Source organism: Bradyrhizobium retamae, from assembly GCF_001440415.1.
Classification (GTDB): Bacteria; Pseudomonadota; Alphaproteobacteria; order Rhizobiales; family Xanthobacteraceae; genus Bradyrhizobium; species Bradyrhizobium retamae.
This window is the reverse complement of the sequence record NZ_LLYA01000159.1, coordinates 179,252-204,131: the sequence shown is the minus strand read 5'-3', so window position 1 is coordinate 204,131 and position 24,880 is coordinate 179,252. Positions and strand designations below refer to the sequence as shown.

The following is a 24,880-nucleotide window of genomic DNA, read 5'->3' as shown; positions in this document are numbered from 1 at the left end:
GCAGGGCCAATCCGACCGCCTCACAGCATACTGGGCAGCACGCGATCCGGCGGTTTGTGGTTGTCGAGGAAGGTCCGGATGTTGATGATCACCTTCTCGCCCATCTCGACGCGGCCTTCGATGGTGGCCGAGCCCATATGCGGCAGCAGCGTCACCTTGCCGGCTTTCGCCAGCCGAACCAGTTTCGGATTGACCGCGGGCTCATGCTCGTAGACGTCGAGGCCGGCGCCTCCGATGTCACCGGCTTCGAGCAGCTTGATCAGCGTGTCCTCGTCGATCACGCCGCCGCGCGCGGTGTTGACGATGTAGGCGTCTTTGCGGATCAGCTTGAGCCGCCTGGCCGACAACAGGTGATAGGTTGCCGGCGTATGCGGACAGTTCACCGAGATGATGTCCATCCGCGCCAGCATCTGGTCGAGGCTTTCCCAATAGGTCGCGCCGAGTTCCTCGGCGATAACAGGCGCCACCGGGCGGCGGTTGTGATAGTGGATCTGCAGGCCGAAGGCGCGCGCGCGGCGAGCCACCGCCTGGCCGATGCGGCCCATGCCGATGATACCAAGGCGCTTGCCGCCGATGCGATGGCCGAGCATCCAGGTCGGCGACCAGCCGGGCCAGTTCTTGCCGTCGGGGAGGATGGTTGCGCCTTCGATCAGTCGCCGCGGCACGGCGAGAATCAGCGCCATGGTCATGTCGGCAGTGTCTTCGGTCAGGACTTTCGGCGTGTTGGTCACCGTGATGCCGCGCGCATGTGCCGCCGTGACGTCGATATTGTCGACGCCGTTGCCGAAATTGGCGATCATGCGCAGCTTGCAGTCAGGGTGCTTGAGCATCTCCTCACTGATCATGTCGGTGACGGTCGGCACCAGCACGTCGGCGGAGCGGCTGGCTTCGGCAATCTGCTGCGGCGTCATCGGCGTGTCGTCGAGATTCAACCTCGCGTCGAACAGCTCGCGCATCCGGGTCTCGATCGAGTCCGGCAATTTGCGAGTGACGACGACGAGAGGTTTTTTCTTGATCGACATGTCCTGCTCTCATGAGGGAGGTGCGCAGAGGCGCGCCGTTCAGACCTCATTAACCCGGTTGTTCGACACTGCGATGGCCACGCGGTCTCGGTATCCGGCTGTTTGCTGAGGTTAAGTCCCTTGGGTTCCCCAATACTTGCCTCGGATTTTCGGCAGAAAATCCGGGCGTTCTGGTTCTAGGCGTTCCGTCCTCTCTATCAGAAGACCGGGCCAAGACAAGAACCCTCGGCCGTCGCAAGCCGGGCGCGGCCAAAGCGGGGCACGGGGTCTGGGGTTTCGGGCGCTAGCGGGCGGTTTCAACTCGGAGCATTCGAGTTGGGCGAGGCTCGGCAGGAGACGGGTTGATGGCGTTGGGGCGTTTCTGTTCGGTAGCGGTGCTGGCGGCGGGCTGGCTTGTCGCTTCCGTCAGCACAGGGTTTTCGGCCAAGGATTCGGCCACCACCACGAGCGGCCTGCCGGTGCCGCGATATGTCAGCCTCAAATCCGATCATGTGAATGTGCGGGCCGGTCCTACCAAGGACAACGACGTCGCCTGGGTCTATACCCGCTCGGGCTTGCCGGTCGAAATCACCGCCGAGTTCGAGAACTGGCGGCGCGTGCGCGATTCCGAAGGCGCCGAGGGCTGGGTCTATCATTCGCTGCTGTCCGGCCGCCGCACTGCGGTCGTCACCATGAAGAGCAAGGACGAGTTGGCGCCGCTGTACGATAGTCCCGATCCGACCAGCGCGGTCGCCGCCCGCCTGCAGGCCGGCGTGGTCGCGCAAGTAAAAAAATGCGCCAATGGCTGGTGCCGCGTTGTCGGCAACGGCTTCGACGGCTGGATCGAGCAGCAGCGCCTATGGGGCGTGTATGCAGATGAGAGGGTGGATTGAGGCCGCCAGCGCGTCGTGCGCAGAACTGTAGGATGGGCGAAGCGAAGCGTGCCCACCATTTCTTCAGCAGCGTTGGATAGATGGTGGGCACGGCGCAAACGCGCCTTTGCAGTCAGCGCTTCTTGCGCAGCCGCACGACCATGTCGACGCGGGCGATCTCGTAGCCCTCGGGCACGTCGGGCATCTTCGACAACACCAGATGCGGATCGGGAATGTCGACCAGCTCGTGGTTGTTCTCGAGATAGAAGTGGTGATGCGCGGTGACGTTGGTGTCGAAATAGGTCTTGGTGCCGTCGACCGAGACCTGGCGCAACAGGCCAGCGTCGGTGAGCTGATTAAGCGTGTTGTAGACGGTGGCCAGCGACACCGGAACCTTGGCGAGCGTCGCCTCCTCGTAGAGCATTTCCGCGGTCAGATGGCGGGCCCCCTTGCCGAACAGTAGCCAGCCCAGCGCCATGCGCTGGCGGGTGGGCCGCAGACCTGCGGCCTGCAGCATTTCGTTGACGTCGTGCCAAGGACAGCCGGTCAACGCCGGCTGGTGTCCGGCGGCGCGGGCGGCCGGATCAATACCGTCGTCGTTCAGGGGCGAGGCTTGGTCGTTCATGTCCACTTCGGGTACCACACGCTTAACTTGGGCAATATTCTTGCCCAATATAAAAGGAAATCAGGTAGATGCAAGTTTTTCGCAACTAGAACCGGCCCAAGGTTAAGAGGAACCGGCGTGACTATGGGGCGTTTTAGCCCGTTCCAGCGCTTTGCCGGGCCGTAATGCCTATGTTACAGAGCGCGCGGACCACATATGCGATTTCGGCAGAGACTGACGCCGATAGCACCCTAAGTAGCGCCAAATTGCGGGAAAACAAGCGTTCTCCCGCGGGGAAACGGGTCCGGTTCGCTCAAAAGCGCTCCATCGGGACATCTAAGGTGAGGCTGAACACGATGCTGGATCGGCGCAGCGGTTATGAATATGAGGATTTGCTCGCCTGCGGCCGCGGCGAGATGTTCGGTCCCGGAAATGCGCAGTTACCGCTGCCGCCGATGCTGATGTTCGACCGCATCACCGAGATCACCGACAAGGGCGGCGAGTTCGGCAAGGGTCTGATCCGTGCCGAACTCGATGTGAAGCCGGACCTGTGGTTTTTCGGCTGCCATTTCAAGAATGACCCGGTCATGCCGGGCTGCCTTGGCCTGGACGCGATGTGGCAGATGGTCGGATTTTACCTCGGCTGGATCGGCGGCGAGGGACGCGGCCGGGCGCTGGGGCTCGGGGAATTGAAGTTCTCCGGCCAGGTGCTGCCGAACGCCCGCAAGGTTGTGTACAACATCGACATGAAACGCGTGATGCGTTCAAAGCTGGTGCTCGGCGTTGGCGACGGCTGGCTTTCCATGGATGGCGAGATTATCTATCGCGCCAAGGATCTGAAGGTCGGGCTGTTCAAGCAGGGCTCCGCGCCGGGCGGCTGAGCAACGCGATCAAGCAGCAGCACACCTTCACAGAACAACGTAAACGGCGAGGCGAGGCGATCATGAGGCGGGTTGTCATCACGGGGATGGGTATCGTCTCATCCATCGGAAACAACACCCAGGAAGTGCTTGCGAGCCTTCGCGAGGCAAAGTCCGGCATCACGCGTGCGGAAAAGCACGCCGAGCTCGGTTTTCGCTCGCAGGTGCAGGGCGCGCCAACGCTCAATCCCGCTGACGTCATCGATCGCCGCGCCATGCGATTCCTCGCCGAAGGAGCGGCTTGGAATCACGTCGCGATGGAGCAGGCGATCCGCGATTCCGGCCTTGAAGCCAACGAAGTCTCCAATGAGCGCACCGGCATCATCATGGGGTCGGGCGGACCGTCGACGCGGACGCTGGTGGAAGCAGCCGACATCGCGCGCACCAAGGGTCCGAAGCGGATCGGCCCGTTCGCGGTGCCGAAGGGCATGTCATCAACGGCCTCGGCGACGTTGGCAACCTGGTTCAAGATCAAGGGCGTGAATTATTCGATCTCGTCGGCCTGCGCGACCTCCAACCATTGCATCGGCAACGCCTATGAGACGATCCAGATCGGCAAGCAGGATGTGATCTTCGCCGGCGGTTGCGAGGAGCTCGACTGGACCCTGTCGGTGCTGTTCGACGCCATGGGCGCAATGTCGTCCAAATACAATGACACGCCCGCTACGGCCTCGCGGCCCTACGACATCAGCCGTGATGGTTTTGTCATTGCCGGTGGCGCCGGCGTGCTGGTGCTGGAAGAGCTCGAACGTGCCAAGGCGCGCGGCGCGCGCATTTACGGCGAACTGGTCGGCTATGGCGCAACGTCGGACGGTTACGACATGGTGGCGCCGTCGGGCGAAGGCGCCGAGCGGTGCATGCGCATGGCGATTTCGACGGTGAAGACGCCGATCGACTATATCAATCCGCACGCCACCTCGACGCCGGCCGGCGATCCGCCGGAGATCGAGGCGATCCGAAAGGTGTTCGGCACCGGCGACAAGTGCCCTCCGATCTCGGCGACCAAGGCGTTGACCGGCCATTCGCTCGGCGCTACCGGCGTGCAGGAGGCGATCTATTCGCTCCTGATGCTGAACAACGGCTTCGTCTGCGAGAGTGCCCATATCACCGAACTCGATCCGGTGTTTGCCGACATGCCGATCGTGCGCAAGCGCATCGACAACGCCAAGCTCGGCACCGTGCTGTCGAACTCCTTCGGCTTCGGCGGCACCAACGCCACGCTGGTGTTCAAGCGGCTGGATGCGTGAGATACTGGCCGTCATGCTCCGCCACCCGGTCTCGCCTTCGGCGAGCCCGATGATAGGCCCCGTCGGGGCATCCAGTACGCTGCGGCCCCTCGAGCCAATCGTCAATGTCTCTGGAATACTGGATCACTCGCATTCGCGGGCGATGTCATCAACGAAATGAGTGGAGTGTAGGCGAATGCAAGACCTGATGAAGGGAAAGCGCGGGCTGATTATGGGCGTCGCCAATGATCATTCGATCGCCTGGGGCATCGCCAAGGCGCTTCAAGCGCAGGGCGCCGAGCTCGCCTTCACCTATCAGGGCGAGGCGCTCGGCAAGCGCGTCAAGCCGCTGGCGCAATCGCTCGGCGCCGATACGGTGCTGTCGTGCGACGTCGAAGACCTTGCCAGCGTCGATTCGGCTTTCGCGGCGCTGAAGGCCAAATGGGGCGGGCTCGACTTCCTCGTCCACGCGATTGCGTTCTCCGACAAGAACGAGTTGAAGGGGCGCTATGCCGATACCACGCGCGAGAACTTTTCGCGTACCATGCTGATCTCCTGCTTTTCGTTCACCGAAATTGCCAAGCGCGCCGCCGAGCTTATGCCCGAGACCGGTGGCTCCATGATTACGCTGACCTTCGGCGGGTCGGTGCGCGTGATGCCGAATTACAATGTAATGGGTGTGGCGAAAGCGGCGCTGGAAGCGTCGGTACGCTATCTCGCTGCCGACTTCGGCCCGCGCAAGATCCGCATCAATTCGATCTCGGCCGGCCCGGTGCGCACGCTGGCGGGCTCCGGCATCGGCGATGCGCGCGCGATGTTCGCCTTCCAGCAGAAACACTCGCCGCTCGGCCGCGGCGTGACGCTGGAAGAACTCGGCGGCTCCGCGCTCTATCTGTTGTCTGACCTGTCGGGCGGCGTCACTGGCGAAATCCACTACGTCGATTCCGGTTACAACGTGATCTCGATGCCGCGGCCGGAAGAGCTGAAGGGCGAGTAGGGCTGCCAATGCACGGCAGATTCTTAGGGTGGGCAAAGGCGCATTAGCGCCGTGCCCACCACCTATCCCCAGATTGCATTTTGAGCGGTGGGCACGCTGCGCTTTGCCCTCCTCGATCATCCCGCCGTGATCTTCTCCGCGCGCTGGAATGCCGGACGCGCCGCACAGCGGTCGATATAAGCGTCGAATGACGGCCGTGGCGGCACCATCTTGAACATCCGCACCGCAAAATTCAGCCCCGAGCCGAGCATGATGTCGGCGGCCGAGAACTTCTCGCCGAGAATCCAGGGGCCCTTCTCCAGGGCGGCATCCAGCACGTCGAACGTCTGGGCCGCACTGCCCCATGACGCTGTGCTCGACGGCACCTCCAACTTCGTGAAGAGCTGGATCAGCGCGGGTTCGATGCAGCTCGGCGAGAAGAACAGCCACTGCAGGTATCTTGCGCGCAGCGGATCGGTGGCGGCCGGCGCAAGGTTGGTTTCGGGATAGCGGTCGGCGACGTAGGCGCAGATCGCTGCCGCCTCCCCGAGCGCGGCGTCGCCGTCCTTCAATCCCGGCACCTTGCCCATCGGATTGATCGCTAGATATTCCGGCGCCTTCTGCGCGCCCGTGGTGATGTCGGTGAGCACGCGCTCATAAGGCAGCCCGGCTTCTTCCAGCAGCCAGATCGCGGAGAAGGAGCGGGAGCGCGGCGACCAGTAGAGTTGGATCATGGGATGAACCGTTCTTCGGCGTGGACGAATAGCGCTTGTTCATTGCGCGTCTGACGTGAATTGGCAACACACTACGCCTGGAACCAACGAGCCGTGCTCCAACGATATATTGGTCAACTTCATTTCGCGCAGCAGATCGGTTGGCGATTTCCAGAGTCTCGAACCACTGTGGCCTTGCTATGCGGGAGTGCTCAATCGTTCTTGAGATAGTCAGGCAGCGTCTGATCGAGCCTTGCCGCAACTAGCGCACGGGTTCTCTCACGAAGCATCGCATTACCCGGAACGGCTGTCGCCGGTTCGGGAAACAGCGAGTTGTCGAGTTTGGTGAGCGGATCTTCGGTCAGTCGCAAGCCTTCGGTCAGTCGCGTACCTAAACCAGCGAACGGACGGCCAATAGTCTCGTAGCTGCCGCCGTCGAGCAGGGTCATCCCAATATTGGCGAACAGGTGTGAGTGCCTGACGACTGATCCTAGCCCGCGACTATATGCGCCGACGCCGTCAAGCATCAGATTGGTGCCCGGCACCTGCCCCTTGAATCGGGTTACAACAAGGTAGCGCTCGCAGTTCGCAGCCGGCGTGATACTCCTGACGATCGCCGGCAGGCCCTCGCGGGGATCGGGCAAGAATCGTGACGTCGGATTATAGAAGGGCTCAAACGCGCCCCTCGGATAGGTGATCCTCCGCACGGCTGGATCAGTGCCGGTCGCCGCGCGTATCCGCGCGACTACGAGATCATCGAGTCCCCATCCCTCGACCGTGACCGCGCTCTCCTCGGTCTCAAATATCGTGAGGCCAAATTTTTGCACAGCAAAGCGGTCCTCGAGCGCCGAAATGACGCCAAGTCGGCAAGGACCCGTTTCCGCAGCAACCGGTTGTTTCGCGGCCGCCTTGGCCTTTGGCGCCGCTTTCTTTGTGACGGCTTTTGCGGGTGTCGATGCCGCCGGGGCGTTCGCTGTTGAAGGGGATTGGGCCCATCCTGCTGCCGCGAAGCATGACACGAGGATGGCGGCAGCGAAGCTACGGAACATGGCCTGAAGAACCAGAGTTGATGACAATGAGGAAATAAACTAGAGGGTGCAGCCCCCTTCCGCAAGCCGAGCGATGGCCTTCACGCCGATTTTCGCCAGCGATAATATTTCATGAAGCGGCTGATCGCCGGTTCGACCTCTTCCTTCTCGAACACAAAGCCCTCGCGCTCGTACCAGCGCCAGGCCTTTTCGTTCTCTCGCACGCAACGCAGCCAGATTTCGTCCGGCAGATGTTTGCGCGTAAAGGCGAGTAGTTGGCGTCCGACGCCATTACCCTGATATTCCGGCGCGACGAACAACTGGTCGAGATAACGAGCTGAAAGATGCAACGCGAGCATCGCCGCCAATTTCCCGTTATCGTCGGCGACGTAAAGCCTCCAGCCCTTCTCCACCTCCATCGGGACGCGTGCGCGCAATTTTGCCAGCAGGGCGTCGCTGGCATCTTCCAATCCGGTCGAGACCCAACTGTCCATCCAGACCCGGGCGACCTCGTCGTACTCGTCTGCGCGGGCGAGGCGGATGATCGGTTGTGACAAGGTCGCTATCTCCCAAGATGCCCGGCTTGTCAGGCGCGCGATTTTCGTGATGACGATCCCGTCTTGCGCTGTTCGCGCAATGCGTCGGCTGCGAGGCAAACCACTTCGGAGATCTGCTGGAGCTGCCCGGCGAGCGGGCTCGTCTTGCGCCAGACCATGCCGATGGTTCGCGACGGCTGCGGATTCCTGAAGCGGGCGACGGAGACCGGCGCCGAGCGGGTTTCCACCGCGACCGCCATTTCCGGGATCAGGGTGACGCCGATACCGGCGCCGACCATTTGCACGAGCGTCGACAGTGAGCTTGCGTCCAGGACTTCCCGCGGCGGCGAGGACTGCATGTTGCAGAACGACAGCGCCTGATCGCGGAAGCAGTGGCCCTCCTCAAGCAGCAAGAGCCGCATTTCGCGCAGCGTCTCGTGACTTGGTACCGGCGTTCCTTCATCCTCGCCCGGCCGCACGAGCAGAAAATTCTCAGAAAAACACGCGACCTCGGTCAGGGAAGGCTCCGACACCGGCAGCGCAACGATCGCGGTATCGAGCCGGCCCTCGACGACTTCCTTGATCAGCTTCGGCGTTAGCGTCTCACGCACGTGAATGTCGAGCTCCGGATGCAGGCGCGCGAGATGCTCGATCACCTTCGGCAAAAGATAAGGCGCAATCGTAGGAATCATGCCGATGCGTAAGCGCCCTGCGAGCCGGTCCCGCGAGGCACGGGCAAAATCTCCGAGTTCATCCACCGAGCGCAGGATGTCGCGGACACGCTGGACGATCTCTTCGCCGAATTTCGTCAGCGTCACTTGTCGTGCGCTTCGTTCCAGCAGCACGCCGCCTAGGACCTCTTCCATTTCCTTGATTTGCATCGACAGCGCCGGCTGCGAGATCGAACATGCCTCTGCTGCGCGTCCGAAATGGCCGTGACGTGCCAGCGCATCGAAATAGCGAAGCTGTCTGAGCGTCATCTGGATCATCAGAATATCTTATCAGTCCGATCATTAAAATCAACTTCACCTGATGGAAGGCACTGCTTAGAGTGCTTCCAATCCGAACAGGAAGCGACCTCAGGAGACAATCATGGATGACAAAACCAAATGCCCGTTCTCGGGCGGCAATCGCGCACGCACGAACCGCGACTGGTGGCCGGACGCGCTCGACGTGTCGGTTCTTCACCGCAATTCCAACCTCTCCGACCCGATGGGCGAGGCGTTCGACTACGCCAAGGAATTCAAGACGCTCGACCTCAATGCCGTGATCAAGGACCTGCACGCGTTGATGACGGACTCGCAGGAATGGTGGCCGGCCGACTTCGGTCACTATGGCGGCCTGATGATCCGCATGGCGTGGCACAGCGCGGGCACCTACCGCATCACGGATGGCCGCGGCGGCGCCGGCGCGGGTCAGCAGCGCTTCGCGCCGCTGAATAGCTGGCCTGACAACGCCAACCTCGACAAGGCGCGCCGGCTGTTGTGGCCGATCAAGCAGAAATACGGCCAGAAAATCTCATGGGCCGACCTGATGATTCTGGCCGGCAACGTCGCGCTGGAATCGATGGGCTTCAAAACGTTCGGCTTCGCCGGCGGCCGCGCCGACGTCTGGGAGCCCGAAGAGCTGTTCTGGGGTCCCGAAGGCACCTGGCTCGGCGACGAACGCTACAGCGGCGAGCGTCAGCTCGCCGAGCCGCTCGGCGCCGTGCAGATGGGCCTCATCTACGTCAACCCGGAAGGGCCGAACGGCAATCCGGACCCGATCGCGGCGGCCAAGGATATCCGCGAGACCTTCTTCCGCATGGCGATGAACGACGAGGAAACTGTCGCCCTGATTGCCGGCGGCCACTCCTTCGGCAAGACCCATGGTGCCGGCGATCCGTCGCTGGTCGGAGCTGACCCGGAAAGCGGTGCGCTGGAGGATCAGGGCCTTGGCTGGAAGAGCAAGCATGGCACGGGCGTCGGCGCCGACGCCATCACCGGCGGCCCTGAAGTCACGTGGACGCAGACGCCGACCAAGTGGAGCAATCTGTTCTTCAAGAACCTGTTCGAAAACGAATGGGAACTGACGCAGAGCCCGGCTGGCGCGAAGCAGTGGAAGGCGAAAGGCGCGGAAGCCACGATCCCGGACGCCTACGACAAGTCCAAGAAGCATGTGCCGACCATGCTGACCACCGACCTGTCGCTGCGCCTCGACCCGGCCTACGAGAAGATCTCGCGGCGCTTCTACGAGCATCCGGATCAGTTCGCGGATGCGTTCGCGCGTGCCTGGTTCAAGCTCACGCACCGCGACATGGGCCCGATCGCGCGTTACCTCGGCCCGCTGGTGCCGAAGGAAACGCTGATCTGGCAGGACCCGATTCCGGCGGTCGATCATCCGCTGATCGGCGAGGCGGACATCGCCGCGCTGAAGGCGAAGATTCTCGCCTCCGGCCTGTCGGTGTCCCAGCTCGTTTCGACCGCATGGGCGTCGGCCTCGACGTTCCGCGGCTCCGACAAGCGCGGTGGCGCGAACGGTGCGCGGATTCGCCTCAGCCCGCAGAAAAACTGGGAGGTCAACCAGCCGGCCGAGCTCAACACCGTGCTGCAGAAGCTCGAAGCGATCCAGAAGGAGTTCGGCAAGAAGGTTTCGCTTGCCGACCTGATCGTTCTCGGCGGCTGCGCGGCGGTCGAAAAAGCCGCCAAGGACGCCGGACTAGACGTCAAGGTGCCGTTCACGCCGGGTCGCATGGACGCCTCGCAGGAGCAGACCGACGTCGAATCCTTCGCCCCGCTCGAACCGCGTGCCGACGGCTTCCGCAACTTCGTCAGTGCTAAGAAGCACCAGTTCATGCAGCCTGAGGAAGCATTGGTGGACCGGGCGCAGTTGCTGCGGCTGACGGGACCCGAGATGACGGTGCTCGTCGGCGGCCTGCGCGTCCTCGGCGCCAATTGCGGCGGGTCGAAGCACGGCGTGTTCACCCAAAAGCCCGGCACGCTGACGAACGATTTCTTCGTCAACCTGCTCGACATGGGCACGCAATGGCAGCCCGCCGGCTCCGATGGCGTATACGAGAGCCGAGACCGCAAGACGAATGCCGTCAAGTGGACCGGCACCCGCGTCGACCTGATCTTCGGTTCGCACTCGCAGCTCCGCGCCTTCGCGGAAGTCTATGCGTGCGCGGACTCGAAGGCGAAGTTTGCGAAGGATTTCGTGGCGGCGTGGACCAAGGTGATGAACCTCGATCGATTCGACGTCGCCTGATCCTGACAAGAACTATCCGGAAAGCAAAAAAGGGCGGCCGAGAGGCCGCCCTTTCATATGGGATGCGCTCAAACGCCGAGCGTACCGGCCTTCGCCGCGGCATAACGCTCCGCGATCTTGGCCCAGTTCACCGTATTCCACCACGCTTTCAGATAATCCGCGCGGCGGTTCTGGTAGTTCAGGTAATATGCGTGCTCCCAGACGTCGTTGCCCATCAGGGCGCGCTTGCCGTCCATCATAGGATTGTCCTGGTTCGGGCGGGTCTCGATCGCAAGCTTGCCGTCCTTGCCCACCGTCACGAACACCCAGCCCGAGCCGAACTGGCGTCCGCCGGCAGCATTAAAATCGTTCTGGAATTTTTCCATGCCGCCGAGATCGCGATCGATCGCCGCCAGCACCTCGCCCTCCGGCTTGCCGCCGTTCGGGCCCATGATCTCCCAGAACATGGTGTGGTTGGCATGGCCGCCGAGATTGTTGCGGACGGTGAATTTGATGCTGTCGTCGAGCGCATTCAGGTTGCCGAGCACGTCCTCGATCTTCGCCGTGCCCAATTGCGCATTGGTCTTGGCGACGTTGTTGAGGTTGGCGACATAGGCTGCATGGTGCTTGCCGTGGTGAATTTCCATCGTCTTGGCGTCGATGTGGGGTTCGAACGCGTTGGTCGGATAGGTCAGCGGCGGCAGCGTGAACGGCCCGGTTGGGGCGGCGGCCGGGGCGGGAGCAGCCGCCTGCGCAAAGACGAGACGTGGGGCTGTAGCCATGGCCGCTATACCGGTTGCAGCAAACATCAAGTGGCGTCGGGACATGGATGACATCGACTTCTCCTGTAAGTGAACTGAGTGAATATCCGTTGGACGGAACGCCGTAGGCCGCTGCGCGCGGCAAGGTACGGATGATGGGCAGGATCGGGTTTCGTTTTCTGTCCTCGTAAGCCTGCGACGTAATCGCACAGGTGCTGCCGTCCCGACAATGTAACTCAGGCCGCCAACAAAAAAGGGCGGCCGCTCGGCCGCCCTTTTGTTCACATTTTAGCGATGCCTTACTCGCCGGCGGCTTCACGCGGCGCCTGGCCTTCCGCCTTCTGTTTGGCCTCGAGGTCCTCGCCGGTTACCTGATCGACCACCTTCATCGACAGCCGGGTCTTGCCGCGGTCGTCGAAGCCGAGCAGCTTGACCTTGACCTTGTCGCCTTCCTTGACGACGTCGGAGGTCTTCTGCACGCGGTTGGCGGCGAGCTGGCTGATGTGGACCAGGCCGTCCTTGGCGCCGAAGAAGTTCACGAACGCGCCGAACTCCATCACCTTAACCACGGTGCCCTCATAGATCTGGCCAATCTCCGGATCGGAGGCGATCGACTTGATCCACTTGATCGCGGCCTTCATCGCCTCGCCGTCGTTGGAGGCGACCTTGACGGTGCCGTCGTCCTCGATGTTGACCTTGGCGCCGGTCTTTTCGACGATCTCGCGGATCACCTTGCCGCCGGTGCCGATCACTTCACGGATCTTATCGGTCGCGATCTTGAAGGTCTCGATGCGCGGCGCGTATTCGCCGAGCTCGGCGCGGGCGTTGGTCAGCGCCTTGGCCATTTCGCCGAGGATGTGGACACGTCCTTCCCTCGCCTGGCCGAGCGCCACCTTCATGATCTCCTCGGTGATGCCCTCGATCTTGATGTCCATCTGCAGCGAGGTGATGCCCTGGTCGGTGCCCGCCACCTTGAAGTCCATGTCGCCGAGATGATCCTCGTCGCCGAGAATGTCGGACAGGACCGCAAAGCGGGAGCCTTCCAGGATCAGGCCCATCGCGATGCCTGCGGTCGGCCGCTTCAAGGGAACGCCCGCATCCATCAGCGCGAGCGAGGCGCCGCACACCGAGGCCATCGACGACGAGCCGTTGGATTCGGTGATCTCGGAGACCACGCGCACCGTGTAAGGGAATTCGTGGTGCGGCGGCAGCACCGGATGGATCGCGCGCCAGGCGAGCTTGCCGTGGCCTATCTCGCGGCGCTTGGTGCCGCCGAGGCGTCCGGTTTCACCGACCGAGTAGGGCGGGAAGTTGTAATGCAGCAGGAACGTCTCCTTATACGTTCCTGCCAGCGCGTCGATGTACTGCTCGTCCTCGCCGGTGCCGAGCGTGGTCACGACCATCGCCTGGGTCTCGCCGCGGGTGAACAGCGCCGAACCATGGGCGCGCGGCAGCACGCCGACTTCGGCGATGATGTTGCGCACGGTCTTGACGTCGCGGCCGTCGATGCGCTTGCCGGTATCGAGGATGTTCCAGCGAACGATCTTGGCTTCGAGCTCCTTGAACACGCCGGCGATGCGCAGCTTGTCGTATTTCGGCTCCTGGCCTTCCGGGAAATAGTGCGCGATCACCTTTTCCTTGGCCTTGCCGACTGCCGCATAGCGCTCCTGCTTGATCGGAATCGCGTAGGCCGAGCGCAGGTCCTGCTCGACCAGGCCGAGCATTTCCTTCTCGATCTCGCTGTTGTCGATGGTGGTGACTTCGCGCGGGTCCTTGGCGGCTTTCTCGGCCAGCTCGATGATCGCCTTGATCACCGGCTGGAAATGGCGGTGACCGAACATGACCGCGCCGAGCATGATCTCTTCCGAGAGCTCCTTGGCTTCGGATTCGACCATCAGCACCGCGTCCGACGTGCCGGCGACGACGAGGTCGAGCTGCGTGTCGGTCATTTCATCGAGCGTCGGGTTGAGGATGTATTCGTCGTTGCTGAAGGCAACGCGCGCGGCGCCGATCGGCCCCTTGAACGGCACGCCCGACAGCGTCAGCGCGGCCGAGGCGGCGACCATCGCAACCACATCGGGATCGTTCTCCATGTCGTGCGAGAGCACGGTCACGATGACTTGCGTCTCGTTGCGCCAGCCGTCGGCAAACAGCGGACGGATCGGGCGGTCGATCAGGCGGGAGACCAGCGTCTCCTTTTCGGTCGGACGTCCCTCGCGCTTGAAATAGCCGCCGGGAATGCGGCCCGCGGCGTAGGTCTTTTCCTGGTAGTCCACGGTCAGCGGCAGGAAGTCGACGCCTTCGCGCGGCGCTTTGGCGGCAACGACGGTGGCAAGCACGATGGTCTCGCCGTAGGTCGCCATCACGGCGCCGTCGGCCTGACGGGCGATCTTGCCGGTTTCCAGCTTGAGGGGACGTCCACCCCAGTCGATCTCGACGGAATGCTTATTGAACATAGTGGTCTTCTTTCATGGGTTCACGAGAGAGCGGAGCCCAAAAACACAAAGACCATGCGCAAGATGGCGGGACGCTGATCGCAACATGAGATCAGCATCCGGCGATCCTGCCATGGTCTTCATCTTTCGGATGGCGTCCATCCTCCCGGCAGTCATGGGCACCTTGCCCTGTCCAGCGGCCGGATTGCTGCTGGACGTTTGTCGAGCACGATCCTTGTCGGATGATGCTCCTTGCGCATGATCGTCTCCAAAAGCTGGAGGCCGCTTCTGCGGAAAATCATGCGAAACCGCGCGCAAACTGCGCGCGCGTACACTCAAATCAACGGCGAATGTTATGCTTTTCGAGCAACGCCTTGTAACGCGCCTCGTCCTTCTTCTTGATGTAGTCGAGAAGCGAGCGGCGCGTCGACACGAGCTTCAGGAGGCCGCGGCGTGAATGATTGTCCTTCACGTGGGTCTTGAAGTGGCCCGTGAGATTGTTGATGCGTTCCGACAGGATCGCAACCTGGACCTCGGGCGAGCCGGTGTCGCCGGCTTTGGTGGCATTCGTCTTGATGACTTCCGCTTTGCGTTCGGCGGTAATCGACATCGTCAAACTCTCTCGTTGCTGCGACCGGGACTGGCAGTCAGCCCGGTCAGGTTGAACACGCGCTTGGGGATGAGTTCGCCATTGCCAATTTCAGCAAGCGCCAAAAGACGGCCTGCCACCGTGACATAGACTGTGCCGCTACTATTGGGCGCATCCCGTCCGCGCAACAAAACGGCCTGGCCCCTGTGGAGCCTTGCCGCATCAGCCCGTGTGACGGCCAGTGCCGGGATGTCGTCCAGCGCGGTCTCAACGGGCAAAAGCGCATCGGCGAGGCTTCCCTCGCCAGACGCGGCTCTATTGCATAAAGCCTCCAACTCTTCCAGCGGAATCATGTCTGTCTCGCGGAACGGGCCGACCAACGTCCGCCGCAACGCGCAGATATGGCCGAAACAGCCCAGAATCCGGCCGATATCGCGGGCCAGTGCCCGGACATAGGTGCCCTTGCCACACTCCGCCTCGAACACGGATTGGCGGTTATCTCCATGTTCTATAATGGTTAATTCGTGAATCTCGACAGGCCGTGGCTTCAATTCGACGGTTTCGCCGTCCCGCGCCAGGTCATAGGCGCGTTCGCCCTGGACCTTGATCGCCGAATATTGCGGCGGGATCTGCTCGATCAGCCCGGTAAACTGGGGCAGCAGGGCCCGGATCGCGTCCGCTGACGGGCGGAGTTCGCTGCTCCGGGTCACCCGCCCCTCGGTATCGTCGGTGTCGCGCTCCTCGCCCCAGGCGACCGTGAAGCGGTAGCGCTTGCGGCCATCCATCACGAACGGAACCGTCTTGGTTGCCTCGCCGAGCGCGATCGGAAGTCCGCCGGACGCCAACGGATCGAGCGTGCCGGCATGGCCGGCGCGCTTGGCCTGGAACAGGCGCTTGAGAATGGCGACCGCATGCGTCGAGGTCATGCCGATCGGCTTGTCCAGGATCACCCAGCCATGAACGTCGCGCTTGTCGCGTCGCGGCTGGTTGTTCTGGCGCGGCTGTTTGGTGTGGCGCGGATCGTTGTTGGTGCGGCGTTCACCGTTGTCGATGCGGCGTTCACCATCGTTGCGTGAATCGGAACAATCATTTTTTTCAGCGTCGTGCGAATCGGCAGTTTGCTGCTCGATCGCGCGGTTGGCAGCGGTCGTAACCATCACTCGTCGTCCGAATCGGGTGCAAGGTCTCTTTGCACCGCAGGTGTTCGCAGTAATTTCTCGATCCGTTCCGCTTCGTCGAATCGTTCGTCGACGCGAAAGCGAAGGTCGGGAGCAAATTTTAAGTTAACGCGATGCGCGATCTCGCCGCGCAGGAACTTCTTGTTGCGTTCGAGCGCCGCAATCACGACGTCGGTGTCGCGTCCACCGAGCGGCATCACGTAAATCGTCGCGAGTTTCAGGTCCGGCGACATTCGCACCTCGGGAACGGTGATGATGTGGCCTTCGAGGTCGGGGTCGTGCACGTTACCGTGCGATAGAATGTCGGCGACCGCATGGCGCACCGTTTCGCCGACGCGCAATTGTCGTTGCGAGCCGCCGGGAGCGGAACCCTTATTGTGGTGGCGGGGCATTTGTCGAAATCCCAATTGTCGTCATCACCCGCGACAGCGGGTGATCCAGTATTCCGTGCTGCTAATTGCGATGGCTACTGGATGCCCCACCCCAGTGCGCAATTGCGCACAAGGCGGGGCATGACGGTTTAGTTCAAAATTCCAAGCTCTCCGTAAGACTTGGACTTACAGAGAGCGCTGGATCGTCTCCACGCGATAGCATTCGATGACGTCGCCGACACGCATGTCGCCGTAATTCTCGAACGCCATGCCGCATTCCTGGCCGGACTGCACTTCCTTCACTTCGTCCTTGAAGCGTTTCAGCGTAGAAAGCTTGCCTTCGTGCACGACGACGTTGTCGCGGATCAGGCGAACATTGGCGCCGCGCTCCACGGTGCCGTCGGTGACGCGGCAGCCGGCGACCTTGCCGACCTTGGAAATGTTGAACACTTCCAGGATCTGCGCATTGCCCAGCATGGTTTCGCGCAGCGTCGGCGCGAGCAGGCCGGACATCGCCTTTTTGATGTCGTCGACGAGATCGTAGATGATGTTGTAGTAGCGGATCTCGATGCCGTTGCGCTTGGCGGCAGCCGCGGCCTCCTTGTTGGCACGCACCGAGAAGCCGATGATCGCGGCATTGAAGCCTTCCGCCAGCGTGACGTCGGATTCGGAGATGCCGCCGACGCCCGCGTGCAGGATGCGCGCGGCGACTTCGTCGGTGCCGAGTTTTTCCAGCGAACCCAAAATGGCTTCGAGCGAGCCCTGCACGTCGGCTTTGACGATCAGCGGGAATTCCTTGCGGCCCGCGGTCTTGAGCTGCGACATCATTTGCTCGAGCGAGCCGCGCATGCCGGAAATCGAGGCAGCGGCGTTCTCGCGCTTCTGGTGGGCGCGATAGCTCGTCACCTGGCGGGCGCGGGCTTCGTTCTCGACCACCGCAAGGCGGTCGCCGGCTTCCGGCGGGCCGTTGAAGCCGAGCACCTCGACCGGCACCGAGGGGCCGGCTTCGTCGATGTTCTCGCCCTGGTCGGAAATCAGCGCGCGGACACGGCCCATTTCGGCGCCGGCCACGATGATGTCGCCAACCTTGAGCGTGCCGCGCTGGACCAGCACGGTCGCAACCGGGCCGCGGCCACGATCGAGCTTGGCTTCGATCACGGTGCCTTCGGCAGGCCGCTCCGAATTGGTCTTGAGGTCGAGAAGCTCGGCCTGCAGCGCGATCATTTCGAGCAGCTTGTCGAGATTGGTCTTGTTCTTGGCGGAGACCTCGACGTCGACGACTTCACCGCCGAACGATTCGACCTGAACCTCGTGCTGCAAGAGTTCGGTGCGCACGCGTTCCGGCTTGGCGTCCGGCTTGTCGATCTTGTTGATCGCCACGATCATCGGCACCTTCGCCGCCTTGGCGTGGTTGATCGCCTCCACCGTCTGCGGCATGACGCCGTCATCGGCCGCCACCACCAGGATCACGATATCGGTGACCTTGGCGCCGCGCGCACGCATCGCGGTGAACGCGGCGTGGCCGGGCGTATCGATGAAGGTGATCTTCTTGCCGCTTTCCGGCGAGGTCACCTGGTAGGCGCCGATATGCTGGGTGATGCCGCCGGCTTCGCCCGACACCACATTGGCGTGACGAAGCGCGTCGAGCAGCGAGGTCTTGCCGTGGTCGACATGGCCCATCACGGTGACGACCGGCGAGCGCGGTTCGGTATCGGTGGAATCATCGACGACGTCGAACAGGCCCTCTTCCACGTCAGAGGCGGCGACGCGCTTGACGGAGTGGCCCATTTCCTCGGTGATCAGCTGCGCGGTGTCGGCATCGATCACGTCGGTGATCTTGTGCATCGCGCCCTGCTTCATCAGCAGGCGGATGACGTCGACGGCGCGCTCCGACATGCGGTTGGCGAGTTCCTGGATGGTGATCGCTTCCGGGATCGTGACCTCGCGGATCAGCTTTTCCTTTGGCTCATTGGAGGCGTGGCCCTTCAGACGCTGGGTGCGGCGGCGGAACGAGGCGATCGAACGCTCGCGCACGTCGTCATTGAGCGCGGTGACCACCGTCAGGCGGCCGCGTTCCTTCTGTGGGCCGGGCTTGTGGGTGGTCTTGGGAGGGGTTGCGGGGCGCATGGCGCCGCCGGGCCCACGCCGAACGAGACGCGGACCTTCGTCTTCATCGGAACCGTCGGCGGCAACGCCCGGGGCGCGCGCGGGCGGCACTGCCGCCGGACGGGCGCCGGCCGGGCGGGCTGCGGCGGGTCGCGCTGCGGCGGGTGCCGGTGTCGCCGCGGGCTTGGCCTCGGTCTCGCCAAATCGCTTCTTGGCCTCGACTTCGGCCTTGCGCTTGGCTTCCTCTTCCAGGCGGTGCCGTTCTTCCTCAGCCTTGCGGCGGGCTTCGGCGGCCTCGCGTTCGGCCTGTTCGATGCCTTCACGGCTAGCGCGGCGCTTGGCCTCTTCCTCGGCCAGGCGGCGCTCTTCGATTTCGCGCATCTTGGCGTCGGCCAGCGCGCTGGCGCGCGCGGAACGCTCGTCTTCCGTCAGCGTTCGCAGCACCACGCCCGAACCGCCGCGCGCGGCACCCGGCGTTGCTGCAGGGCGGGAGAGGGGGGCTTTCGCAGCGGGCGCCGCCTTGGCGGCGGCCGGCTCGGGCGCTTGCGTCTCAGTGGGGGGCGCGTCGCCGCCGACGCGGCGCTTGCCACGCTTTTCGACCACGACCTGCTTGGTCCGGCCATGGCTGAAGCTCTGGCGCACGGTGCCCGTCTCGACCCGCGGCTTCAGCGTCAAGGTCTTGGTCGGAACACTCAAAGTCTTGTCGCCAGGCGTTTTGGTATCAACCATTCAGCAGTCCTAATCTCGTTAGCGTTGTGCGGTTTCCGCACCGTCATTAAAGCAGGTCTTCGGAACCAATCTTCGTCAGTCAGAATTTCTGGCCGCCATCCCGGTCTTGTCGTCGTCGTCCGTCCGGTATCGAACCAGGATCTGGCAGCGCGACAGGAACGTCTTGCTCGCCGGGCCCGCGAGCAGCGCAGCATGTATCACATTTGACCGGCCCAGTGCCAAATCCAATTGTGCCGAGGTTAAAGCAGTAACAATCGGCAAATCTCGCGATTCACCGATATTTCGGCCCCTTTGCCCGGCGATCGCGTCCAATTTGCGGATTCCGTCGGCCGCGCCGTCGGAAGCGTGGATCAGGACTGCGGCCTTGCCCTGTTCGAGCAGGCCCTCGACCTTGGCAAAGCCGGAAACCACCTGACCGGCCTTGGCCGCCATGGCCAGTGCCTCGGTGCAGCTTCGTTCCAGCAGTGCCTCGGTATCGGCGGGAAGGGTCGCCGCGACCCGGACGTCGCGCTTGAACCCTCTGTTAAATTGGTGACGCCGTACCGCTTCCGCAACCGTCCGGCGCGAGGCCGAAACCCAGAGGCCGCGGCCGGGCAGCTTGCGTTTCAAATCGGGGATCACCTCGCCCGAGGGGGCGACAACGAACCGGATCAGCTCGTCGACCGGACGGACCTCGCGACTGACCGCGCACATCCGCATGGTCGCGGACTTGTCGGTCCGCGGCCCATGGTCGAGATCGGGGTCAGCCAAAGCGAGCATGCCTGTTTGATGGCTCCAGTCATCTGCGCACGGTCTGCGCGCAGAAAAGAGTTTCGGTTTTGCGGAACACCCGCATTACGCCGTCTGGTCTTCGGTGGCTTCAGCCGTCTCGGATTGCTTGGCGAGTTCGGCCTCGGTGATCCAGCCGGCAATGACGCGAGCCTGCATGATCATGGCTTCCGCATCTTCGCGCGAGATCTCGTTGGCGTCGAGAATGCCGGGATGCTTGGTCGGCTCGCCGCCTTCCTTGCGCTCGGTCCAGCCGACCAGATCGTCGGTGGCGCAGCCCGCCAGATCCTCGACCGTCTTGATGTCGTTTTCGCCGAACTTCACCAGCATCTTCGAGGTCACGCCAGGGACCTTCTTCATTGCATCTTCCACGCCGAGTTCCTTGCGCTTGTTTTCCAGCTCGGTTTCGAGCTGCTCCAGATATTCTCTCGCCCGGCTCTGCAGCTCGTTGGCGGTTTCCTCATCGAAACCCTCGATGCCGGCCAATTCCTTGGCATCGACCAGCGCCAGTTCCTCGACCGAGGTGAAGCCTTCGGATGCCAGCAACTGACCCACCACTTCGTCGACGTTCAGCGCTTCCATGAAAACGCGGGTCGAGTTCTCGAAATCGGCCTGACGGCGCTCGGATTCTTCCTGCTCGGTGAGGATGTCGATATCCCAGCCGGTGAGCTGCGAAGCGAGGCGCACGTTCTGTCCGCGCCGGCCGATCGCCAGCGAGAGCTGGTTGTTGGTGTCGGGAACCACGACCTCGATCCGCTCGCGGTCCTCGTCGATCACGACCTTGGCGACTTCGGCGGGCGCCAGCGCGTTGACGACGAAGGTCGCGATGTCGGGCGACCACGGAATGATGTCGATCTTTTCGCCCTGCAGTTCGTTCACCACCGCCTGCACGCGCGAGCCGCGCATGCCGACGCAGGCGCCGACCGGATCCACCGAGGAATCCCGGGAAATCACGCCGATTTTCGCGCGCGAGCCGGGATCGCGGGCCACCGCCTTGATCTCGACGATGCCGTCGTAGATTTCCGGCACTTCCTGCGCGAACAGCTTGGCCATGAACTGCGGATGGGTGCGGGAGAGGAAGATCTGCGGTCCGCGGGTTTCGCGGCGGACATCGAAGATATAGGCGCGGACGCGGTCGCCGTTGCGGAACACCTCGCGGGGCAGCATTTCGTCGCGGCGGATGATGGCTTCACCGCGGCCGAGATCGACGATGACGCTGCCATATTCGACGCGCTTGACGACGCCGTTGACGATGTCGCCGATGCGGTCCTTGAATTCCTGGTATTGCCGGTCGCGTTCGGCCTCGCGCACCTTCTGCACGATCACCTGCTTGGCGGATTGCGCGGCGATGCGGCCATATTCCAGCGGCGGCAGGGTGTCGGCGATGGTGTCGCCGACCTGGGCGCCCGGATTGGCGCGCTGCGCGTCCGCCAACGAAATCTGGTTCGCCGAGTTCTCGACGTGATCGACCACCAGCATGTGGCGGGACAGCCGCAGTTCGCCCTTCTTGGCGTCGATCTCGGCGTGAACGTCGGTCTCGCTGCCGTAACGGGCGCGGGCCGCCTTGGCGATGGCGTCTTCCATCGCGGCGATCACGATGCCGCGGTCGATCGACTTTTCGCGGGCGACCGCGTCTGCGATCTGCAGCAACTCGAGTTTGTTGGCACTGACTGCCATGACCTAGTCTCCTTCGGTAGGATCGATCTCGCCTCTGCGCAGTCTTTCTGCGGCGAGGCGGTGTTTCTTGGTATTCGTCGGCTCCAGCTTTTTGCCGGGCTTCGGCTTCGGTTTGTTGCTTTTGGCCGGATCACTCTTCTTTGCGTGCGGCGGAGGCGGCGGCGTCAGCCCGAGATTCTGCTTCAACTCGCGCTCGGCTTGCTTGCCGCGCCGCATCGATTCAGCAATCAACTCGTCGGTCAGAACCAGCCGGGCGTCGGAGATGTCTTCCATCACCAGGAGCACGTCGCCATTTTCGTCCGCGCGTGTGTCATCCCGATGTAGCCGCACGGCATTGCCTTCGACACCGGCGAGCGTACCACGGAAGCGCTTGCGGCCCTGATGGGCGACCGCCATTTCGATCTTCACGAGATGACCGGCGTAGCGTTCGAAATCGGAGCGGCGCACCAGCGGGCGGTCGATGCCGGGCGATGAAATCTCCAGACGGTAGGCGCGCTCGATCGGATCGGCGACGTCGAGCACCGGCGACAGCGCCCGCGAGATCGCCTCGCAATCCTCGATCTGCATCGAGCCGTCGGGCCGCTCCGCCATGATCTGGACGGTGCATCCGGCCTCGCCGGAAATCTTGATCCGGACCAGCCGGTAGCCCATTCCCTGCAAAACCGGGCCGGCAACGGCCGACACCCGCGCCGCCACGCCCGGCTCGACGACGAGACGGGGCTCGGCCAAGAGGTCGGCATCCTCGGGAACAGCAGTTGGATCGGTCATGTCCAGGGTCAAAAGCGTCTTACTTGCATGGGTTTAGGCCAGGCCTAACCGGAGGTCCGGCCGGTTCCCCGAACCGCCCTTGAGGCCCCGTTCTGGGCAAGGGGGTTCAGGTAATAAAAAAGAGCGGGTCCCGGGGGGCCCACTCTCAATACGCGATCGTATGAGAACCATAAGTTGCCGCAGATATAGCGGTTTTTCCGCAATCCGACAAGGCCCGCAATCCCGTTAAGGCCGATTTTGCCAAGCTTTGAGAGCGGGGTAAAGTCTAACCCTTCATTCATGAACGCTGCCTAGATTTCCCGAAAACCCGCCAATTTTGGCCGGTTTAGGTGGGTTTATGATTGTTTCAACATCGCTGATCCCGGAACTCGACGACATTGTCAGTCGTGGCGACCCCAAGCGCCGCGCCGACGCCGCGCGTCGTATCAGCGAGCTTTTCCTGCAGGGGGCGGCAAGCTTCCGCCCCGATCACGTCGATTTTTTCGACGGCGTTCTGACCAGCCTCGTTCCACATGCCGAGATCGAGGCGCGCGCCGAGTTGGCCGAGCGCTTGTCGACGCTGGCGAATGCGCCCCGTGGCTTGGTCGGCCAACTCGCTCATGAGGATGAAATCGCCATTGCAGGCCCGTTGCTGCGCCGCTCGCCGGTCATCGACGAAAAGATGCTGCTCGAAATTGCGTCCATGAAGGGCCAGGGTCATCTGCTGGCGATGGCGGAGCGGCCGACGCTTTCGGCCGATCTCACCGACGTCATGGTCGCCCGCGGCGACCGAGCGGTGGTCAGGCTCGCCGCCGGCAATGCGGGCGCGGCCTTTTCATCGGAGGGCTATTCGACGCTGATCAAGCGCGCCGGCCAGGACGGCGTGCTGACGATCAGGCTCGGCCAGCGCGACGATCTGTCACCTACGCAATTGAAGGAGTTGCTCTCCGGCTCCATTGACGTCATCCGTCGCCGCCTGTTCCAAGTCGTCAAGCCCGAGCGGCAGGCCGATATCAAGCAGGCAATGACTGCCATCACCGGCCCGTCCGAACGTGAGGAGCGACGCGACTTTGTGCCGGCGCAGCGCACGGTGCTGAAACTTCATCGCGAAGGCGCACTCGGCGAAGGCGCATTGCTCAACTTTGCCAGGGCCTTCAAATACGAGGAATCGATCGCCGCGCTGTCGGCATTGACCGGCGTCAAGATCGAAACCCTCGACCGCCTGATCAGCGGCGATCGCTACGATCCGATCCTGATCGCCGGCAAGGCCATCGATCTCGAATGGGCGACGGTGCGCGCGCTGATCATCCTTCGGCTCGGTCCGAACCGGACGGCATCACCTGCCGACATCGAAAGCGCGCGTGTGAACTACGTGCGCCTGATGCCCATGACCGCCCAGCGCGTCGTCGAGTTCTGGAAAACGCGGTAACGGCCTCGCCGGCCGCCGGCGTCATTGCGTGTAGCGGCGGACTTCGTTCTAGCGGGGCTGAGCGTAGGGTGTAGCATTCATCAGCAGCACGCCAAACAGAAGAACCAGATAGAGTATAGAGAACGCAAACAGCCGACGAGCAGGCCGCCGTTGCTTATCGTCGCTTCGATGTACCTGCGATGAAAGAAAAACCATGATCGCCCCAAGGATCGCCGCAGCCGCGCCATAAATCGCTCCGGCGAACCCCAGCGCCCAAGGCAGCAGTGAGATCAGAGCGAGAAAAACGCTGTAGAGAAGAATCTGGCGTCCTGTCTCCGCCCTGCCGGCTACGACCGGCAGCATCGGCACGCCGGCCCGGGTATATTCTCCGGCAAGATTGAGCGACAGTGCCCAGAAGTGAGGTGGCGTCCAAAGGAAGATGATCAGGAACAGGATGAGCGGTTCGATCCCGCCATTTCCGGTGGCAGCAACCCAGCCGATCACCGGAGGGAGTGCGCCAGCAGCACCGCCAATGACAATGTTCTGCGGTGTTCGGCGCTTGAGCCACATCGTGTAGACGACGACATAAAAGAAAATTGTGAAAGCAAGCAGCGCAGCCGCGGCCAAGTTCAGCAAAGTGCCGAGAGCCAGAACGGCACACACGCCGAGCGTCAGTCCAAAAACCAATGCTTCCGAGCGAGATACGCGGCCGCCAGGAATGGGACGCATGGCGGTACGCGCCATCACCGCATCGATGTCGGCGTCGTACCACATATTGAGAGCACCTGCGGCGCCAGCTCCGGCAGCTATGCAAAGAATGGCAGCCATACCGGCGAATGGATCGATGTCGCCGGGCGCGACCATGAGACCGACGAGTGCCGTAAAGACGACGAGCGACATGACGCGCGGCTTTGTCAGCGCGACATAATCCCCGACCGTGGCATACCTCCCGCGAAGGAGAATTGAACGATTGGTTTGCATGAGACTGATGCCCCCTTGTTGCAAGCGAA

General features: G+C 62.7%; 22 protein-coding genes. 6 read left to right on the top strand and 16 right to left on the bottom strand.

Features of this window, described 5'->3' with window-relative positions:
• Positions 1-20: 20 nt before the first annotated feature.
• Positions 21-1,022 (bottom strand): 2-hydroxyacid dehydrogenase, encoded by a 1,002-nt coding sequence (locus CQ13_RS21090; protein WP_057844749.1) that lies wholly within the window; start codon positions 1,020-1,022, stop codon positions 21-23.
• A 344-nt stretch (positions 1,023-1,366) separates the two neighbouring features.
• Between CQ13_RS21090 and CQ13_RS21085 the strand changes: the two genes are divergently transcribed.
• A complete protein-coding gene (locus CQ13_RS21085) occupies positions 1,367-1,894 on the top strand; it encodes an SH3 domain-containing protein (RefSeq protein WP_057844748.1) in 528 nt (175 codons plus the stop codon).
• Positions 1,895-2,006: 112 nt separating this feature from the next.
• Here CQ13_RS21085 and irrA read toward each other — a convergent pair whose 3' ends face one another.
• On the bottom strand, positions 2,007-2,498 hold the full coding sequence (irrA, locus tag CQ13_RS21080) for an iron response transcriptional regulator IrrA (protein ID WP_057844747.1): 492 nt from the start codon (positions 2,496-2,498) through the stop codon (positions 2,007-2,009).
• 335 nt (positions 2,499-2,833) lie between these two features.
• On the opposite strand from irrA, the gene fabA reads away from it, so the two are divergent.
• The 3 genes from fabA (at position 2,834) to fabI (ending at position 5,620) form a co-directional block, all read left to right on the top strand.
• Complete coding sequence (fabA, locus tag CQ13_RS21075; RefSeq protein ID WP_057844746.1) at positions 2,834-3,358, top strand: 3-hydroxyacyl-[acyl-carrier-protein] dehydratase FabA; 525 nt, start codon at positions 2,834-2,836, stop codon at positions 3,356-3,358.
• Positions 3,359-3,420: 62 nt separating this feature from the next.
• Positions 3,421-4,644 carry a beta-ketoacyl-ACP synthase I gene (fabB, locus tag CQ13_RS21070; protein ID WP_057844745.1) on the top strand — a complete coding sequence of 408 codons (1,224 nt, stop codon included), beginning with the start codon at positions 3,421-3,423 and terminating at the stop codon, positions 4,642-4,644.
• 175 nt (positions 4,645-4,819) lie between these two features.
• Positions 4,820-5,620 (top strand): enoyl-ACP reductase FabI, encoded by an 801-nt coding sequence (gene fabI, locus CQ13_RS21065; protein WP_057844744.1) that lies wholly within the window; start codon positions 4,820-4,822, stop codon positions 5,618-5,620.
• Between the two features lie 116 nt (positions 5,621-5,736).
• Here fabI and CQ13_RS21060 read toward each other — a convergent pair whose 3' ends face one another.
• The 4 genes from CQ13_RS21060 to CQ13_RS21045 form a co-directional block, all read right to left on the bottom strand.
• Complete coding sequence (locus tag CQ13_RS21060) at positions 5,737-6,333, bottom strand: glutathione S-transferase family protein (protein ID WP_057844743.1); 597 nt, start codon at positions 6,331-6,333, stop codon at positions 5,737-5,739.
• A gap of 191 nt (positions 6,334-6,524) precedes the next feature.
• Complete coding sequence (locus CQ13_RS21055; RefSeq protein ID WP_245309250.1) at positions 6,525-7,139, bottom strand: hypothetical protein; 615 nt, start codon at positions 7,137-7,139, stop codon at positions 6,525-6,527.
• A 302-nt stretch (positions 7,140-7,441) separates the two neighbouring features.
• The gene (locus tag CQ13_RS21050) at positions 7,442-7,897 is read right to left on the bottom strand and encodes a GNAT family N-acetyltransferase (protein WP_057844741.1); all 456 of its coding nucleotides are present in this window, start codon (positions 7,895-7,897) and stop codon (positions 7,442-7,444) included.
• A 29-nt stretch (positions 7,898-7,926) separates the two neighbouring features.
• Positions 7,927-8,865, bottom strand: a complete 939-nt coding sequence (locus CQ13_RS21045; RefSeq protein WP_057844740.1) for a LysR substrate-binding domain-containing protein — start codon at positions 8,863-8,865, stop codon at positions 7,927-7,929.
• Between the two features lie 103 nt (positions 8,866-8,968).
• Here CQ13_RS21045 and katG point away from each other — a divergent pair, with 103 nt between their 5' ends.
• Positions 8,969-11,122: a catalase/peroxidase HPI gene (gene katG, locus CQ13_RS21040; protein ID WP_057844739.1), complete on the top strand. Its 2,154-nt coding sequence runs from the start codon at positions 8,969-8,971 to the stop codon at positions 11,120-11,122.
• A 68-nt stretch (positions 11,123-11,190) separates the two neighbouring features.
• On the opposite strand, the gene CQ13_RS21035 is transcribed toward katG, so the two are convergent.
• From CQ13_RS21035 to rimP, 9 genes are all read right to left on the bottom strand, one after another.
• On the bottom strand, positions 11,191-11,937 hold the full coding sequence (locus tag CQ13_RS21035) for a superoxide dismutase (RefSeq protein WP_057844738.1): 747 nt from the start codon (positions 11,935-11,937) through the stop codon (positions 11,191-11,193).
• Between the two features lie 224 nt (positions 11,938-12,161).
• Complete coding sequence (pnp, locus tag CQ13_RS21030; RefSeq protein ID WP_057844737.1) at positions 12,162-14,318, bottom strand: polyribonucleotide nucleotidyltransferase; 2,157 nt, start codon at positions 14,316-14,318, stop codon at positions 12,162-12,164.
• A 319-nt stretch (positions 14,319-14,637) separates the two neighbouring features.
• Positions 14,638-14,907 carry a 30S ribosomal protein S15 gene (gene rpsO / locus CQ13_RS21025; RefSeq protein WP_028347859.1) on the bottom strand — a complete coding sequence of 90 codons (270 nt, stop codon included), beginning with the start codon at positions 14,905-14,907 and terminating at the stop codon, positions 14,638-14,640.
• Between the two features lie 2 nt (positions 14,908-14,909).
• Positions 14,910-16,043 (bottom strand): tRNA pseudouridine(55) synthase TruB, encoded by a 1,134-nt coding sequence (gene truB, locus CQ13_RS21020; protein ID WP_057844736.1) that lies wholly within the window; start codon positions 16,041-16,043, stop codon positions 14,910-14,912.
• Positions 16,043-16,456 carry a 30S ribosome-binding factor RbfA gene (gene rbfA, locus CQ13_RS21015; RefSeq protein WP_057844735.1) on the bottom strand — a complete coding sequence of 138 codons (414 nt, stop codon included), beginning with the start codon at positions 16,454-16,456 and terminating at the stop codon, positions 16,043-16,045. The genes truB and rbfA overlap by 1 nt, the downstream gene beginning before the upstream one ends.
• A gap of 165 nt (positions 16,457-16,621) precedes the next feature.
• Entirely contained in the window at positions 16,622-19,270 is a 2,649-nt protein-coding gene (infB, locus tag CQ13_RS21010) for a translation initiation factor IF-2 (RefSeq protein WP_057844734.1), read from the bottom strand.
• Between the two features lie 75 nt (positions 19,271-19,345).
• Complete coding sequence (locus CQ13_RS21005; RefSeq protein ID WP_057844733.1) at positions 19,346-20,029, bottom strand: RNA-binding protein; 684 nt, start codon at positions 20,027-20,029, stop codon at positions 19,346-19,348.
• A gap of 75 nt (positions 20,030-20,104) precedes the next feature.
• Positions 20,105-21,715: a transcription termination factor NusA gene (gene nusA / locus CQ13_RS21000; RefSeq protein WP_057844732.1), complete on the bottom strand. Its 1,611-nt coding sequence runs from the start codon at positions 21,713-21,715 to the stop codon at positions 20,105-20,107.
• Positions 21,716-21,718: 3 nt separating this feature from the next.
• Positions 21,719-22,483, bottom strand: a complete 765-nt coding sequence (gene rimP, locus CQ13_RS20995; RefSeq protein ID WP_057844731.1) for a ribosome maturation factor RimP — start codon at positions 22,481-22,483, stop codon at positions 21,719-21,721.
• Between the two features lie 337 nt (positions 22,484-22,820).
• Between rimP and CQ13_RS20990 the strand changes: the two genes are divergently transcribed.
• Positions 22,821-23,891, top strand: coding sequence for a DUF2336 domain-containing protein (locus tag CQ13_RS20990; protein ID WP_057844730.1), 1,071 nt, complete (start codon positions 22,821-22,823; stop codon positions 23,889-23,891).
• Between the two features lie 48 nt (positions 23,892-23,939).
• On the opposite strand, the gene CQ13_RS20985 is transcribed toward CQ13_RS20990, so the two are convergent.
• Positions 23,940-24,851 carry a heme o synthase gene (locus tag CQ13_RS20985; RefSeq protein ID WP_057844729.1) on the bottom strand — a complete coding sequence of 304 codons (912 nt, stop codon included), beginning with the start codon at positions 24,849-24,851 and terminating at the stop codon, positions 23,940-23,942.
• Positions 24,852-24,880: the final 29 nt, after the last annotated feature.

What these genes read in the sequence shown, in the direction of transcription:
- CQ13_RS21090 (WP_057844749.1), bottom strand. Translation starts at nt 1,022, where the DNA reads ATGTCGATCAAGAAAAAACCTCTCGTCGTCGTCACTCGCAAATTGCCG.
- CQ13_RS21085 (WP_057844748.1), top strand. Translation starts at nt 1,367, where the DNA reads ATGGCGTTGGGGCGTTTCTGTTCGGTAGCGGTGCTGGCGGCGGGCTGG.
- irrA (WP_057844747.1), bottom strand. Translation starts at nt 2,498, where the DNA reads ATGAACGACCAAGCCTCGCCCCTGAACGACGACGGTATTGATCCGGCC.
- fabA (WP_057844746.1), top strand. Translation starts at nt 2,834, where the DNA reads ATGCTGGATCGGCGCAGCGGTTATGAATATGAGGATTTGCTCGCCTGC.
- fabB (WP_057844745.1), top strand. Translation starts at nt 3,421, where the DNA reads ATGAGGCGGGTTGTCATCACGGGGATGGGTATCGTCTCATCCATCGGA.
- fabI (WP_057844744.1), top strand. Translation starts at nt 4,820, where the DNA reads ATGCAAGACCTGATGAAGGGAAAGCGCGGGCTGATTATGGGCGTCGCC.
- CQ13_RS21060 (WP_057844743.1), bottom strand. Translation starts at nt 6,333, where the DNA reads ATGATCCAACTCTACTGGTCGCCGCGCTCCCGCTCCTTCTCCGCGATC.
- CQ13_RS21045 (WP_057844740.1), bottom strand. Translation starts at nt 8,865, where the DNA reads ATGATCCAGATGACGCTCAGACAGCTTCGCTATTTCGATGCGCTGGCA.
- katG (WP_057844739.1), top strand. Translation starts at nt 8,969, where the DNA reads ATGGATGACAAAACCAAATGCCCGTTCTCGGGCGGCAATCGCGCACGC.
- CQ13_RS21035 (WP_057844738.1), bottom strand. Translation starts at nt 11,937, where the DNA reads ATGTCATCCATGTCCCGACGCCACTTGATGTTTGCTGCAACCGGTATA.
- pnp (WP_057844737.1), bottom strand. Translation starts at nt 14,318, where the DNA reads ATGTTCAATAAGCATTCCGTCGAGATCGACTGGGGTGGACGTCCCCTC.
- rpsO (WP_028347859.1), bottom strand. Translation starts at nt 14,907, where the DNA reads ATGTCGATTACCGCCGAACGCAAAGCGGAAGTCATCAAGACGAATGCC.
- truB (WP_057844736.1), bottom strand. Translation starts at nt 16,043, where the DNA reads ATGGTTACGACCGCTGCCAACCGCGCGATCGAGCAGCAAACTGCCGAT.
- rbfA (WP_057844735.1), bottom strand. Translation starts at nt 16,456, where the DNA reads ATGCCCCGCCACCACAATAAGGGTTCCGCTCCCGGCGGCTCGCAACGA.
- infB (WP_057844734.1), bottom strand. Translation starts at nt 19,270, where the DNA reads ATGGTTGATACCAAAACGCCTGGCGACAAGACTTTGAGTGTTCCGACC.
- CQ13_RS21005 (WP_057844733.1), bottom strand. Translation starts at nt 20,029, where the DNA reads ATGCTCGCTTTGGCTGACCCCGATCTCGACCATGGGCCGCGGACCGAC.
- nusA (WP_057844732.1), bottom strand. Translation starts at nt 21,715, where the DNA reads ATGGCAGTCAGTGCCAACAAACTCGAGTTGCTGCAGATCGCAGACGCG.
- rimP (WP_057844731.1), bottom strand. Translation starts at nt 22,483, where the DNA reads ATGACCGATCCAACTGCTGTTCCCGAGGATGCCGACCTCTTGGCCGAG.
- CQ13_RS20990 (WP_057844730.1), top strand. Translation starts at nt 22,821, where the DNA reads ATGATTGTTTCAACATCGCTGATCCCGGAACTCGACGACATTGTCAGT.
- CQ13_RS20985 (WP_057844729.1), bottom strand. Translation starts at nt 24,851, where the DNA reads ATGCAAACCAATCGTTCAATTCTCCTTCGCGGGAGGTATGCCACGGTC.